This is a genomic window from Enterobacter sp. C6 (assembly GCF_008122455.1).
In the GTDB taxonomy this organism is placed as follows: Bacteria; Pseudomonadota; Gammaproteobacteria; order Enterobacterales; family Enterobacteriaceae; genus Enterobacter; species Enterobacter pseudoroggenkampii.
The window spans coordinates 20,839-35,555 of sequence record NZ_QPFW01000247.1; the positions used below are offsets into that span (position 1 = coordinate 20,839).

15 protein-coding genes are annotated in these 14,717 nt (G+C 55.8%); 3 read left to right on the forward strand and 12 right to left on the reverse strand.

The features are described 5' to 3' along the window. Positions 1–62 precede the first annotated feature (62 nt). Positions 63–1,046 (forward strand): quinone oxidoreductase, encoded by a 984-nt coding sequence (locus DOU50_RS20150; RefSeq protein ID WP_148770037.1) that lies wholly within the window; start codon positions 63–65, stop codon positions 1,044–1,046. 184 nt (positions 1,047–1,230) lie between these two features. Here the strand turns inward: DOU50_RS20150 and pspG are convergent, their stop codons facing one another. The 4 genes from pspG to DOU50_RS20170 all read right to left on the reverse strand — a co-directional run bounded on the left by pspG (position 1,231) and on the right by DOU50_RS20170 (position 4,659). Next, positions 1,231–1,473 (reverse strand): envelope stress response protein PspG, encoded by a 243-nt coding sequence (gene pspG, locus DOU50_RS20155; protein WP_023310044.1) that lies wholly within the window; start codon positions 1,471–1,473, stop codon positions 1,231–1,233. A gap of 136 nt (positions 1,474–1,609) precedes the next feature. Beyond that, on the reverse strand, positions 1,610–2,605 hold the full coding sequence (gene dusA / locus DOU50_RS20160) for a tRNA dihydrouridine(20/20a) synthase DusA (RefSeq protein ID WP_048989822.1): 996 nt from the start codon (positions 2,603–2,605) through the stop codon (positions 1,610–1,612). An 82-nt stretch (positions 2,606–2,687) separates the two neighbouring features. Next, the gene (locus DOU50_RS20165; protein WP_024906714.1) at positions 2,688–3,998 is read right to left on the reverse strand and encodes a conjugal transfer protein TraF; all 1,311 of its coding nucleotides are present in this window, start codon (positions 3,996–3,998) and stop codon (positions 2,688–2,690) included. A gap of 172 nt (positions 3,999–4,170) precedes the next feature. Then, positions 4,171–4,659 (reverse strand): cupin domain-containing protein, encoded by a 489-nt coding sequence (locus DOU50_RS20170; RefSeq protein WP_148770039.1) that lies wholly within the window; start codon positions 4,657–4,659, stop codon positions 4,171–4,173. A 115-nt stretch (positions 4,660–4,774) separates the two neighbouring features. Here DOU50_RS20170 and zur point away from each other — a divergent pair, with 115 nt between their 5' ends. Continuing rightward, entirely contained in the window at positions 4,775–5,287 is a 513-nt protein-coding gene (zur, locus tag DOU50_RS20175; RefSeq protein WP_008503369.1) for a zinc uptake transcriptional repressor Zur, read from the forward strand. A gap of 47 nt (positions 5,288–5,334) precedes the next feature. On the opposite strand, the gene DOU50_RS20180 is transcribed toward zur, so the two are convergent. The 4 genes from DOU50_RS20180 to DOU50_RS20195 form a co-directional block, all read right to left on the reverse strand. Next, positions 5,335–5,544, reverse strand: coding sequence for a CsbD family protein (locus DOU50_RS20180; RefSeq protein WP_024906712.1), 210 nt, complete (start codon positions 5,542–5,544; stop codon positions 5,335–5,337). A gap of 121 nt (positions 5,545–5,665) precedes the next feature. After that, a complete protein-coding gene (gene dinF, locus DOU50_RS20185) occupies positions 5,666–7,003 on the reverse strand; it encodes an MATE family efflux transporter DinF (protein WP_148770041.1) in 1,338 nt (445 codons plus the stop codon). Between the two features lie 63 nt (positions 7,004–7,066). Then, a complete protein-coding gene (gene lexA / locus DOU50_RS20190) occupies positions 7,067–7,675 on the reverse strand; it encodes a transcriptional repressor LexA (protein WP_024906710.1) in 609 nt (202 codons plus the stop codon). 108 nt (positions 7,676–7,783) lie between these two features. After that, positions 7,784–8,152, reverse strand: a complete 369-nt coding sequence (locus tag DOU50_RS20195; RefSeq protein ID WP_047653110.1) for a diacylglycerol kinase — start codon at positions 8,150–8,152, stop codon at positions 7,784–7,786. A 154-nt stretch (positions 8,153–8,306) separates the two neighbouring features. Between DOU50_RS20195 and plsB the strand changes: the two genes are divergently transcribed. Continuing rightward, complete coding sequence (gene plsB / locus DOU50_RS20200) at positions 8,307–10,727, forward strand: glycerol-3-phosphate 1-O-acyltransferase PlsB (RefSeq protein WP_024906708.1); 2,421 nt, start codon at positions 8,307–8,309, stop codon at positions 10,725–10,727. Between the two features lie 104 nt (positions 10,728–10,831). Here plsB and gntU read toward each other — a convergent pair whose 3' ends face one another. The 4 genes from gntU to DOU50_RS20220 form a co-directional block, all read right to left on the reverse strand. Further along, on the reverse strand, positions 10,832–12,172 hold the full coding sequence (gntU, locus tag DOU50_RS20205) for a gluconate transporter (protein ID WP_148770042.1): 1,341 nt from the start codon (positions 12,170–12,172) through the stop codon (positions 10,832–10,834). 3 nt (positions 12,173–12,175) lie between these two features. After that, on the reverse strand, positions 12,176–12,703 hold the full coding sequence (gene gntK / locus DOU50_RS20210; RefSeq protein WP_024906707.1) for a gluconokinase: 528 nt from the start codon (positions 12,701–12,703) through the stop codon (positions 12,176–12,178). Between the two features lie 126 nt (positions 12,704–12,829). After that, positions 12,830–13,825 carry a gluconate operon transcriptional repressor GntR gene (gene gntR / locus DOU50_RS20215; RefSeq protein WP_024906706.1) on the reverse strand — a complete coding sequence of 332 codons (996 nt, stop codon included), beginning with the start codon at positions 13,823–13,825 and terminating at the stop codon, positions 12,830–12,832. Between the two features lie 101 nt (positions 13,826–13,926). Continuing rightward, positions 13,927–14,622 carry a pirin family protein gene (locus DOU50_RS20220; protein ID WP_000639796.1) on the reverse strand — a complete coding sequence of 232 codons (696 nt, stop codon included), beginning with the start codon at positions 14,620–14,622 and terminating at the stop codon, positions 13,927–13,929. Positions 14,623–14,717: the final 95 nt, after the last annotated feature.

Sequence of the window (14,717 nt, forward strand, 5' to 3'; positions counted from 1 at the left end):
AATGGAGTTACCGAGATAAAGAGTGGGTCGAAAGATTACCATATTTTTCTTACGGAGGGAGCATGGCAACGCGCATTGAATTCCAGAAACACGGTGGGCCAGACGTACTGAAAGCGGTGGAGTTCACCCCAGCCGCGCCTGGCGAAAACGAAGTGCAGGTTGAAAACAAAGCCATCGGCATAAACTACATCGACACCTATATTCGCGGCGGGCTCTACCCGCCTCCGTCGATGCCGAGCGGCCTGGGCACCGAGGCCGCCGGTGTCGTCGTCAAAGTGGGCAGCGCGGTCAAACATATTAAAGAAGGCGACCGCGTGGTGTACGCGCAGTCTGCGCTGGGCGCTTACAGCTCCGTCCACAACGTTCCGGCGGATAAAGCCGCCCTGCTGCCTAACGCCATCTCCTTTGAGCAGGCAGCAGCCTCGTTCCTGAAAGGTTTAACCGTTTACTACCTGCTGCGCAAAACCTATGAAATTAAACCCGACGAGCAGTTCCTGTTTCATGCCGCAGCGGGTGGCGTCGGGCTCATCGCCTGTCAGTGGGCAAAAGCACTGGGCGCGAAGCTGATCGGCACCGTTGGGAATGCACAAAAAGCGCAGCGCGCGCTGCAGGCGGGCGCCTGGCAGGTGATTAACTACCGTGAAGAGAGTATTGTTGAGCGGCTGAAGGAGATCACCAGCGGCAAAAAAGTGCGCGTGGTGTATGACTCGGTAGGGAAAGACACCTGGGAAGCCTCGCTGGACTGCCTGCAGCGCCGTGGTCTGATGGTAAGCTTCGGGAATGCGTCAGGCGCGGTGACCGGCGTTAACCTGGGCATCCTGAACCAGAAAGGTTCTCTGTATGTGACTCGCCCTTCCCTGCAAGGATACATCACCAACCGGGAAGAACTTGAGGAAGCCAGCAACGAGCTGTTCTCGCTGATCGCCAGCGGCGTCATTAAGGTGGATGTGGCAGAGGCGCAGAAATACCCGCTAACCGATGCGCAGCGCGCACATGAGGTGCTGGAGAGCCGGGCGACGCAGGGGTCGAGTTTGTTGATTCCCTAAGCCCCAAAAAGAAATTGGGCTTCCCGTGGGAAGCCCTTTCTTTTTTTAGTTCGGCTGTATGTAGGGTACAGCTCGATGAATTCGTTATCGGCAGTCATAGTGACAGATTCGATAAGTAAATCCTATTCTGTTCTAAGCCATACTGCCGGAAAAGTTACAAGTATGTGACGAACCCCTCAATACCTTAGTAACGGAAGCGGTTATTGCGCTGATAACTGGGCACTTTTGGAGCTTTAATCGCCCGAATCACCCACACGACCGCGATGGCCAGCAGTAGCCACGGCAGCAATTTGATCGTCAGGGCAAACAGTCCGCCAATAAACATGACCACCGTCGCCACCACGATAGCCGCCAGAATGCCGAGCAGCGAAACGCCTGTCGCTAACAGCATGACAAAAAAGCCAATCACAAAAAGTAGTTCCAGCATGGTGCTCTCCCACGAGTTCCCGAGTAATGCAGTAAACATTACAAGAATCATGCCAGTATTAACCTGTTGTTATTAAAGCAAAACGCCCCGCGAGAATTCGCAGAGCGTGGTGAATTTGACGAACTTTTAGCGAAAGTTATCGCTTGTCTGCCACCAGGCGCAGCGCATGTTCCAGCACCTCAATATCGGCGCCGGCTTTATGTGCGTTTTCGCTCAGGTAGCGACGCCACTGACGCGCGCCCGGAATGCCCTGGAACAGCCCAAGCATATGGCGGGTGATATGGCCGAGATACGTACCGTTGCTCAGCTCGCGCTCAATGTAAGGATACATCGCACGCACGACGGCAACCGGATCGGTGTCTGCGCCTTCGATGCCAAAGATTTCGCGATCGACCGTCGCCAGAATGCCCGGGTTCTGATACGCCTCGCGCCCAACCATCACCCCATCCATATGTTCAAGGTGCGCTTTGGCCTCTTCCAGCGACTTGATGCCGCCGTTAATGGACATGGTCAGGTGCGGGAAGTCACGCTTCAGCTGATAAACGCGCGGATAGTCCAGCGGCGGGATCTCACGGTTCTCTTTGGGGCTCAGGCCGGAGAGCCAGGCTTTTCGCGCGTGGATGATGAACGTCTCGCACTCGCCCTTTCCGGAGACCGTATTGATGAAGTCGCACAGGAATTCGTAGCTGTCCTGGTCGTCAATGCCGATACGGGTTTTGACCGTCACCGGAATGGAAACCACATCGCGCATCGCCTTGATACAGTCCGCCACCAGCTGGGCATTCCCCATCAGGCAGGCACCGAACATGCCGTTTTGCACGCGGTCGGACGGGCAGCCAACGTTCAGGTTGATCTCGTCGTAGCCGCGCGCTTCCGCCAGCTTCGCGCACTGCGCCAGCGCGGCCGGATCGCTGCCGCCCAGCTGCAGGGCAACCGGATGCTCTTCTTCGCTATAGGCCAGATAATCGCCCTTCCCGTGGATGATTGCGCCCGTAGTCACCATTTCGGTGTACAGCAGCGTATGGCGGGAGAGCTGGCGCAGGAAATAGCGGCAGTGTCTGTCCGTCCAGTCGAGCATCGGCGCAATGGAGAAACGGTGTGCAGGGAAAGCGGTCTGTGATTCTGACGACATGGCGAAGTTTTAAGCATCTGGTGGAAAAGGGGCGCTACTATAGCACAAAGAAAAGCCGGAGGCGCAGCGCCTCCGGTGGACTTTAGAACGTCATGCTCAGTTGAGCCCCTGCGCCCCAGGTTTCGTCTTCACCGTACAGGCCCATCAGGTCGACATGAACGGTACTGAACGGCGCGAAACCGACACCGCCGGTAAAGACATTGCTGTCGTTACCCTTCACGTCCGCGCGATAACCCGCACGCACCGCCAGCCAGCTGAGCGGCGTCACCTCGGCACCCACGCCAACATACTGCGACGTATCTTCGCTCTTAAATCCTTTGGTTTCCGTCAGATCGCCATCGGCGGTCAGCGTCACCAGATCGTTGTGCCAGGCGGCTCCGGCGGTCACCAGCGGACGGATCTGGTAGGTATCTTTATAGCTCACCACTTCTCCCGTCCGCCCGTTGCGGATACGGATATCTTTGGTGTCGATATCGCGCGACATCAGGTTTTGGCCACTCACGCCGACCGTCCAGTTCTCGCCGAAATCAGCCGCAATACCGGCATCGACGTTAAAGCCCGTATCGTCTGTGCGGTAGCGGCTGTCGTTCCACTTGTTACTGTCGTAATCGTAGATTGAGGTGGTGTAGTTATAGACCCAGGTTTTTTGCAGTTTTGGCGTCACGCCTACGGAAACCGGGACGCCGCCGAGGTCAAACTGACGGGCAACGGCAACGCCGTAGTCAGACACAATCGCCGCCCGGCCAGACGCTGTTGAGTTGAGGTTTTTAGTGATCTGATCCGTGCCGTTCAGCGCAGCGTCCAGGGCAACACCGGCAGCCACCACTTTGCTTCTTTGAATACCGCGCAGATAATCAATATCTTGCTGATCGATAGACGAGCTAACCCGGCCATGAGCATAGCCTTTCGCCATAAAGGCCACGGAAAGCACATCGTTAGGGATACTCACCGCAAGCCCTGCTCCTGCCGTCGCGCGTGCGGTTTTGCCTTTGAGATAGTCCAGCTCATCGGCGAGATCTTTGGCCGCGCCCTGGAATTGATTAATGGAACCTAACGGATTAGTGATAATCTCCCTTGGCGTGAGGTCATCAACCACATCCTTGTAGTGATTAATTTTGTCGTTGATGGTATCAATCTCGTCCTGAAGATTGTCTTCATCCGTCACCTGCACCCCAACGGCTGGCAAGATGACCGTCACATCATCGTCTGGTTTTGCCTTTGCCAGCAGCGCCGGGTTAATTAACGCCCCACTGCCATAGCTCCCGGAGGCAACGCCCGTCCCGCCCATGGCGTCACTCCGTGATTCTGTCCAGGTATTGGCTGCTCCCGCCTGATTTGCCATAAACAAGGAGACAGCAATGCTAACCACCGAAAATTTAAAATTTTTTTTCACAGTATGCCCGTTATAGTCTGTTATGAAATAACCCCTGTCTGTTATCACCCAAACAGGAACGAACTATTGCTGTGAATAAGTAGTAAAAGACCCGCTATTTCTGTCCCTAAGTAAAACTCCCTTACGGCCTGTTATATTTTGTGACGGCCCTCAATATTTATAGATGAGGAAATTATTTTTTCCCAGGTTTTCCATCATGCGGTCCAAAAAACTGGGGTGGGTGGTCTACCCAGCGATCCTCACGGGTAGCGGCATACACGGGGTTGAGTGGATAGTAGATGCGATTGTGCTTCTTGTTGGCCTCGCCTACGACCAGCAACCGCACCTCTTCCTCCGTGTTGTTGATAAATGTGTGGCAGATACCGGTTCCGGCAGGAAATCCCACGCTGTCGCCAGGTTCAAGTTTCCATAGATAGCCATTTATCCACGCTTCTGGATAACCTTCGAGCACATAAATGAACTCTTCTTCATTGCTTTCAGCATGCGGATAGGACGTTCTGCGCCCGGGCGGCAAACGCTCATGATGGATACCAATGCGCCTGAGCCCAAGCTTACGAGCCAACGGGGCGCCGATAGAAAAAAGCTCATCGCTATCTGGATAGGTCGAATCATCCGCACCTTCTACGTCGCGCCAGTGCCGAATACAGTCAGGTTTTTTCATTGTTTATTTCCCGGTTTGTAATGGGTCAGGTATAGCACAGACTGGCGGATCTCGGTGTTTTTACCAGAACATGATAAAGTGGGGGTTTTCCGTCCTATAACATCCGGGGTGCTACATGGATAAGTCCACAAAAGAGCTGTTAGCGCAGGCCGAAAAGCTGTGCGCGCAACGCAATGTGCGCCTGACTCCGCAGCGCCTTGAAGTATTACGTCTGATGAGCCTGCAGCAGGGTGCCATCAGCGCCTACGATCTGCTCGATCTTCTCCGCGAAAGCGAGCCGCAGGCAAAGCCGCCAACGGTTTATCGCGCCCTGGATTTCCTGCTTGAACAAGGGTTCGTGCACAAGGTGGAATCCACCAACAGCTATGTGCTGTGCCATCTGTTCGATCAGCCCACCCACACATCGGCGATGTTTATCTGTGACCGCTGCGGCGTGGTGAAAGAAGAGGCTGCGGAAGGCGTGGAAGACATTATGCATACGCTGGCAGCGAAAATGGGGTTTGCCCTGCGTCATAACGTGATTGAGGCGCACGGGCTCTGTTCCGCGTGCGTGGAGGTGGAAGCCTGTCGTCATCAGGACGCGTGCCAGCACGACCACTCAATTCTTGTGAAGAAAAAGCCGCGTTAACGGCAAAAGAAAAGGCGGCTTAGAGCCGCCCTGTGGGTTATTCAACGTTACCAGCGGTAGTCGTTACGGGTTTCCCAGTCTTTGACTTCGTTTTCCGCCTGATCTTTCGCGTAGCCGTAACGTTCCTGAATTTTACCGACAAGCTGATCGCGTTTACCTTCAATGACGGTCATATCGTCATCCGTCAGCTTACCCCACTTTTCTTTCGCTTTACCTTTGAACTGCTTCCAGTTGCCGCCGATTTCGTCTTTATTCATCATCGTGTCCTCTTAAGTTAAGCGTCGGGTCGTAACGTCCGTTACGTTCTTTTCTGCTGGACGTGATAATTATTGTAGTTAAGGATTCGGCAGTTGGTTTCATATTCGGAATCTTTAACCGTCACGATATATCGTGACGTGAAGAGAACCAGGTATTGTTTTGCCAGTGGCGGTGCCAGATAAACGCCAGCGACAACCCTCGCAGCGAGAGGAAAACGGCCAGGGCCAGCCACAAACCGTGATTACCCAGCCAGGGGAGCGTCAGCAGCGTCAGACCAAACCCGGTCGCTGCAACCGCCATACTGTTACGCATTTCCGCTCCGCGCGTCGCACCAATAAACATGCCGTCCAGCAGATAACACCAGACGCCGACCACCGGTAAGACGACTTGCCAGATGAGATAGTGACTCGCCAGCTCGCGCAGCGCAGGGATAGACGTCAGCAATGCAACGATCTGCTCACCAAAGCAGGCGTAAACCATACCGAACGCCAGCGCCACCAGTCCCGACTGGCGGCAGGCTGCCCGCCAGACGTCCCGAAGCTGCCCGCTTTCGCGCGCACCGTACGCCTGCCCGGAATGCGCTTCTACCGCATAGGCAAAACCGTCCAGCGCGTAGGCGGTAAAGGTCAGTAGCGTCATCAATACCGCGTTGACCGCAACGATTTCTGGCCCCAGTCGAGCCCCGAAGACCGTCAGCGCTCCGAAGCAGAGCTGAAGCAGCAGCGAGCGCAGCATGATGTCTCGGTTAAGTGCCAGCAGCTTACGGATATTGCCGCGCCATGCGGTTTTGAGCAGCGCCAGGGAGATGCCGCGCATCGCCAGCACGCGCCAGACCATCCACAGGCCAATAATAAAGGTTCCGTACTCGGCAATCGCCGTCGCCAGCGCCGCGCCCTGCACGTTCATATGCAGCCCCATGACCAGCCAGACATCCAAAACGATATTGAGCAGATTACCCACCACCAGCAAAATCACTGGCGCACGGGCATACTGAACGCCCAGTAGCCACCCCAGCAGAACCAGGTTAGCCAGCGACGCGGGCGCGCTGAGCCAGCGGATTTCAAGGAAACGTCGCGCCTGCTCTAATACCGCCTCGCTGCCGCCAACAACATGGAGCGCAAGGTCGATCAGGGGCGCACGCAATAAAACGATTAACGCCCCCGCGCCAAGCGCGAGGATCAGCGGCTGGACCAGCGCGCGCGCCAGACGCAGCGGATCTTTTGCACCATAAGCCTGTGCTGTGAGCCCGGTGGTGCTCATACGCAAAAAGAGCAGCAGCATAAACAGGAAGCTGGTTGCCGTCGCGCCAATCGCCACGCCGCCAAGATAAACAGGCGAATCAAGATGGCCAATCACGGCAGTATCGACCAGACCCAGCAGGGGAACGGTAATATTGGAGAAGATCATCGGCAGAGCAAGACGCCACAATGCCTTATCGGATGCCGTCAGCAGTGACATGAAAAATACCGGGAGTCGAGAATGAAGCAGGCTACAGCGGCGCCATAGCCTGTCAGGAAGAGGTTACAGCCATTCGCCGTTGCGAATGACCCCAACCGCCAGTCCTTCGATAGAGAAGTTGTGTTCGCGCAGATCGACCACAATCGGGGAGAACTCGTTGTTTTCAGGCAGTAGCTGAACGGTGTTCCCCTGTTTTTTCAGACGCTTGACGGTCACTTCGTCGTCAATGCGCGCGACCACCACCTGGCCGTTACGAACATCCTGCGTTTTGTGCACCGCAAGCAGATCGCCGTCAAGAATGCCGATGTCTTTCATCGACATGCCGCTGACGCGCAGCAGGAAATCAGCGCTCGGTTTGAACATGGCTGGATCGACCTGGTAGTGGCCTTCAATATGCTGCTGTGCCAGTAAAGGCTCACCGGCGGCAACCCGTCCCACCAGCGGAATGCCCGTCTCTTCTTCCACCAGCAGGCGGATACCACGTGACGCGCCCGAAACAATCTCAATCACGCCCTTACGCGCCAGCGCTTTCAGGTGTTCTTCGGCAGCATTCGGAGAACGGAAGCCCAGACGCTGCGCGATTTCCGCACGCGTGGGTGGCATACCCGTCTGGCCGATATGATCCCGGATGAGATCAAACACCTCTTGCTGCCTGGTCGTTAACGCTTTCATTCCGCCCCCTGGGTGTATATACAGTTATGCTGTGAGTATATACAGTCAAAGGCGATTTTGGAACCAAAAACTGCACAAAAAACCAGGGACTTAATTATTCCTCGAGGCTCATCGGAAATGTGACCAAAGCAGCGTGACCCAGGTGATAACGGCAGTGATAATCGCCAGCAACACGGCAGCAGAGCCCATGTCTTTTGCGCGGCCAGAAAGTTCATGGAAATCTGAACCAATGCGATCAACCACGGCCTCAATAGCGCTATTAAGAATTTCCACTATCATCACCAGAAGCACGGAACCGATAAGAAGTACGCGGGTAATCGCATCAACATCAAGGAAACAGGCGACGATCACCGCGATGATAGCGGCGACGCCCTCCTGGCGAAAGGCGGCTTCGTTGATCCACGCGGCACGGAAACCTTTCCATGAATAGCCGGCGGCTTTGATGATACGCGTTAACCCAGTGGTATTATTGGCCATTAAAAGAACCTTTTATGAAAAAAAGCGTCAGTAACAGGAACTGTAGCGCGTTTCGCTACAGCCTGAAGTATGACGGGTAACAACAGAAATTTTGCGCGCTTTCTGTTATCCTTGCGCCGCAATTGCATTATTAACCAGAGGCTTTACATCGTTTATGTCCGGCTGGCCACGAATTTACTACAAATTACTTAATTTACCATTAAGCATCCTGGTAAAAAGCAAGTCTATCCCAGCAGAACCCGCGCTGGAATTGGGGCTCGATACGTCACGTCCTATTATGTACGTTTTGCCTTATAACTCGAAGGCAGACTTACTGACGCTTCGCGCCCAGTGTCTGGCGCATGACTTACCTGACCCGCTTGAACCGCTTGAAGTTGACGGTACGCTGCTGCCGCGCTACGTGTTCATTCACGGTGGACCGCGCGTGTTTACCTACTACACGCCAAAAGAAGAGTCCATCAAGCTGTTCCATGACTATCTCGACCTGCACCGCAGCAACCCCGATCTGGATGTGCAGATGGTGCCGGTATCGGTGATGTTTGGTCGTCGTCCGGGCCGTGAAAAAGGTGAAGAGAACCCGCCGCTGCGCATGCTTAACGGCATCCAGAAGTTCTTCGCGGTCTCCTGGCTGGGACGCGACAGCTTTGTGCGTTTCTCCCCTTCCGTTTCGCTGCGTCGCATGGCGGACGAACACGGCACCGACAAGATCATCGCGCAAAAACTGGCGCGCGTGGCGCGTATGCACTTCGCCCGTCAGCGCCTGGCTGCCGTTGGGCCGCGTCTCCCGGCGCGTCAGGATCTGTTCAACAAGCTGTTGGCCTCCAAAGCGATTGCCCGCGCCGTTGAAGACGAAGCGCGCAGCAAGAAAATTTCGCATGAGAAAGCCCAGCAGAACGCCATTGCGCTGATGGAAGAGATTGCAGCGAACTTCTCTTATGAGATGATTCGCCTGTCCGATCGTATTCTCGGCTTTACCTGGAACCGTCTCTACCAGGGCATCAACGTTCATAACGCCGAGCGTGTACGTCAGCTGGCGCATGATGGCCATGAGATTGTCTATGTTCCCTGCCACCGCAGCCACATGGACTACCTGCTTCTTTCCTACGTGCTCTATCATCAGGGGCTGGTACCACCGCACATTGCTGCCGGTATCAACCTGAACTTCTGGCCAGCGGGTCCAATTTTCCGCCGCCTGGGCGCGTTCTTTATCCGTCGTACCTTCAAGGGCAACAAGCTCTACTCCACCGTGTTCCGCGAGTATCTGGGCGAGCTGTTCAGCCGCGGCTATTCCGTGGAGTACTTCGTGGAGGGCGGTCGTTCCCGTACCGGACGTCTTCTCGATCCTAAGACCGGCACGCTGTCGATGACCATTCAGGCGATGCTGCGCGGAGGAACCCGTCCCATCACGCTGGTGCCAATCTACATTGGCTACGAGCACGTGATGGAAGTGGGCACGTACGCCAAAGAGCTGCGCGGTGCGACCAAAGAGAAAGAGAGCCTGCCGCAGATGCTGCGCGGCCTGAGCAAGCTACGCAATCTCGGTCAGGGCTACGTGAACTTTGGCGAACCAATGCCGTTGATGACGTACCTGAACCATCACGTTCCCGAGTGGCGCGAATCCATCGATCCTATCGAAGCGATTCGTCCGGCCTGGCTGACGCCAACGGTCAACGGCATCGCGTCCGAGCTGATGGTGCGCATTAACAACGCCGGTGCGGCTAACGCCATGAACCTGTGCTGTACGGCACTTCTGGCTTCGCGTCAGCGCTCGCTGACCCGTGAACAGCTCACGGAGCAGCTGGATTGCTACCTGGACATGATGCGCAACGTGCCGTATTCCGTTGATTCAACCGTGCCTTCTGCGACCGCTAGTGAGCTTATCGATCACGCGCTGCAGATGAACAAGTTTGAAGTCGAAAAGGACACGATCGGCGACATCATCATTCTGCCGCGCGAGCAGGCAGTGCTGATGACCTACTACCGCAACAACATCACCCATATGCTGATGCTGCCGTCGCTCATGGCGGCTATCATCACCCAGCATCGCCGTATTTCGCGTCAGGAACTCTTGCGTCACGTTGAGACGCTCTATCCGATGCTGAAAGCGGAGCTGTTCCTGCGCTGGAGCAAGGATGAGCTGGCGGGCGAGCTGGATAAACTGACGGAAGAGCTGCGTCGTCAGGGGCTGATCACCGTCACGAACGACGAGCTGCACATCAACCCGTCACGCTCCCGCACCCTGCAGCTGCTGGCGGCCGGTGCGCGCGAAACGCTGCAGCGCTACGCCATTACGTTCTGGCTGCTGAGTGCGAACCCGTCTATCAACCGCGGTACGCTGGAGAAAGAGAGCCGGACGCTGGCCCAGCGCCTGTCCGTTCTGCACGGCATTAACGCTCCTGAATTCTTCGACAAAGCGGTCTTCAGTTCCCTGGTCCTGACGCTGCGCGATGAAGGCTTCATCAGCGATACGGGTGATGCCGAGCCGGAAGAGACGCTGAAGGTATACCAGATGCTGGCAGAGCTGATTACCTCGGACGTGCGTTTGACGATTGAGAGCGCCACGCAGGGCGAGTAACGCAATGCCGGGTTATGGCCCGGCCTGACGCCCTGGATAATAAAAAGGCCCGGTAAGCGCTGACGCTACCGGGCCTTATTTTTAGACTTGTTAAATCACTGCCCTCAGCTGAGCAGCGTAAAGGCAATCATCCCGACAATCGCACCCGTCGTACCGAGGATGGTCTCCATCAGCGTCCAGGTTTTCAGGGTTTGCGCTTCGGTGGCACCGGTAAATTTACCGAACAGCCAGAAGCCCGCGTCGTTAACGTGAGAGACCACAATCGAACCGCCCGCAATACAGATAGACAGCGCGGCCATCTGCGCACCGGAATAGTTCAGCTGTTCAATCACCGGCATCACCAGACCCACGGCGGTTAAACACGCCACGGTTGCGGAACCCTGGATGATACGTACCGCCGCAGCCAATACGAAACAGGTTACCGCAATCGGCAGGCCCATCCCGGTCAGCGCTTCGCCCAGAGCCGGGCCCACGCCGGAATCCACCAGTACCTGCTTGAACACGCCGCCGGCACCGATCACCAGCAGGATAATCCCCGCAGGCTGCAGCGCGGCACCGCAGATCTCCATCACCCGGTCTTTTGGCATCCCCTGACGCATCGCCAGGCCGTAAATCGCCACCAGACAGGCCACCAGGATCGCCGTGAACGGGTGCCCGATGAACTCAAACCATTCATAGGCGCTGGAACCCACCGGCACAAAGCGCGCGGCGATGGTTTTCAGACCCACGAGAACTAGCGGGAGCAGGATCAGCGACAGGCTGAAGCCGAAGGACGGCATTTTGCCCTCGCCCAGGTGCGGCTCGGTAATGTCATCCGGGATATGCAGCTCAACGTAACGGCTGATGAAGTTGCCCCACAGCGGACCGGCAATAATCATCCCCGGGATTGCCGCGCACAGGCCAATCAGGATCATCCAGCCAAAGTCAGCGTGCATCTGGGACGCCAGCAGCATCGGCGCAGGCCCAGGCAGCAGAAACGCCGCGGCCGCCGCCACGCCCGCAAACAGTGGAATAACCAGCTTCACAAGGTTTGTGCCGGTATGGCGCGCCATGGAGAACGCGACGCTTATCAGCAGCACAACGGCCACTTCAAAGAACAGCGGCAGCGCGCAAATCAGGCCCGCCAGGCCAATCGCGTAGTGCGCGCGGCTGTGGCCGAAGGATTTCAGCATTTTGACGGCAATCTGGTCGACCACGCCCGTCTCGTGCAAAATCTTGCCAAACATCGCGCCAAGGGCCACCACAATCGCCAGGAAGCCCAGCGTACCGCCCATCCCTTTTTCCATCGTCGCGGCGATCTTGTCGAGCGGCATACCGGAAAAGAGACCTGCACCTATAGAAACCACCATCAAAGCAACAAAAGCGTGCATACGCGCCTTCATCACTAAAAACAGCAGCAGCAACACGGAACCCACTGCTGTCAAAACTAGCGTCAATGTACTCAAAACTTACTGCCTTTTATTAATGACCTCGATGGTGCTGGCAACAACACCCTCCAGTGGCTGATCGATATCAACCACTAAGACGTCTTTCTCGTCTTCACCCGGCTCCTGCAGCGCTTCGAACTGCGTCACCAGCATCTGGGTTTTGAAGAAGTGACCTTTACGCGCCTTCAGACGGCTTTCAATCACCTCGAAATCCCCTTTCAGGTAGATGAAAGAGAGGTTCGGGTTACCGTCGCGCAGCAGGTCGCGGTAGGTTTTTTTCAGCGCAGAGCAGACGATCAGGGAGACTTTATTGGTACGCTGCATAGCGAACGCGGCGTCATTCAGCGCCTGCAACCACGGTTTGCGGTCGTCGTCGTTCAGCGGCTCGCCGGAGGCCATTTTCATGATGTTGCTGCGCGGATGGAGGAAGTCGCCATCAAGGAACGCAGCCTGGAGTTGATGCGCCACTTCGCTGGCTACGGCTGATTTCCCGCTACCGGAAACGCCCATCAGGACGTAGACGTGGTGATCGTGATTAGTCGTGCTCAAAGGGTGTCCCTCAGTCAATTGTTACGGGTAACAGTTATCGGTAACATTGTCCTGCCGGGGCAAAAGAGAAGCAATATCCAAACGTGCGCGAAGTGAATAAGTGTGAGCTACTTCAAATTTGTCAGTTCAAATAGATCCACCCGGTGACAAGGTGAAACCTAAATCTAACATTTTCGGGGTAACTGCCTCACCACGAATGCGCGCCAGCAGGCGTTCTGCGCCAATACGGCCCATACGTTCACGCGGGGTCAGGACGCTCGCCAGACGCGGCTCCATCACCTGGCCAATGTCGTGGCCGTGGAAACCGGCGATCGCCATATCATCAGGGATCTTTAGCCCCAGACGCTGACACTCAAACGCCGCGCCAACCGCCAGGTCATCGTTGGTACAGAAAATACCGTCCAGTTGCGGATACTCGCGCCGCGCCTGACGCATCAGCTCAATACCCGACGTATAGGAGGAGGACTGCTCCACCATCACGCTGTACGGGGTTAAGTTTGCGTCGAGCATCGCCTGCTCGTATCCCTTCTGTTTGATGATAGTACGTTCATCAAGACGCGCACCCAGATAGGCGATATGACGATGCCCGCGGGCGATAATGGCCGCCGTCATCTGGCGCGCCGCTTCAAAGTTATCGAACCCAACGGCAATATCGAGACACGGCGACTGGCTGTCCATCAGCTCCACCACAGGGATACCCGCCACTTCGATCATTTTGAGCGTGCGGGCAGTGTGGGTACGTTCGGTTAAAATCAGGCCGTCAATGTTCCAGGAAAGCATCGACTCAAGACGTTCCTCTTCCAGTTCCGGCTTGTACCCATAGTGGGCGAGCATGGTCTGGTAGCCAAAAGCATCGGTGACGCTTTCGATTCCCCGCAATACTTCGGCGAAAACCTGGTTGGTCAGGGATGGAAGCAGGACACCCACCGCACGACTGGTCGCATTGGAGAGAATATCGGGTGCGCGGTTGGGGATATAACCCAGTTCATCAAGGGCAGCGGCAATCTTGCCACGTAACGCCACGGAAACCTGTTCCGGGTTACGTAAAAAACGGCTGACCGTCATTTTGGTCACACCGACGCGATCGGCGACATCCTGAAGTACGGGGCGTTTCTTTTTCATCGTCCTGAGAAATCTTGAAGTGAGAGATTTGCTCAGTTTATCACGGACAAAGCCCATCCTTCCCCTGTCAAAGGGAAGGATGGGTATTTATTTATGTTTTATTACACCGGCGGCAGGTCAAACAGCAGAATTTCGCTTTCGCTGTCGGCATGCACGGAGAGCGCCTGCTCATCCCAGATGGCCAGACCATCGGCGGTGGTTGCTTTAGTGCCGTTGATGGACACTTCACCTTTCACCACCTGGATCCAGACGCGGCGGTTAGCGGCAATCTGATGCACGGACTGTTCATCTTTCGCCAGCGCCCAGCGGTACAGCTCCATATCCTGATGCACTTTCAGGGAGCCTTCACGCGCATCCGGGGAGAGCACCAGCTGTTTACCCTGTTTCGCGTCGAAGCGGCGCTGCTCGTAGCGCGGCGTGATGCCGGTCTCTTCTGGAATGATCCAGATTTGATACAGGTGCAGTTTTTCCGTTTTGCTTGGGTTGTACTCAGAGTGACGCACCCCGGTACCCGCGCTCATAATCTGGAACTCGCCCGCCGGAACCTGCTCTTTGTTGCCCATGCTGTCCTGGTGCTCAACCGCGCCTTCCAGCACATAGGTCAGGATTTCCATGTCTTTGTGCGGGTGGGTACCGAAGCCCTGGCCCGCATCAATCACGTCATCGTTAATCACGCGCAGTGCGGAGAAGCCCATGAAGTTCGGGTCGTAGTAGTCGGCAAACGAGAATGAATGCCATGAGTCCAGCCAGCCATGATTCGCGTGACCACGTTCGTTTGCTTTGCGTAAGTAGATCATTGTTTTCACCCTCAGTTCGTTTCGATGGAGTAAGTGTGGACGCAAACGGCCTGGGATCATAGAGGGTGAAAATTGACTCCTCTGTTCAAAAATTG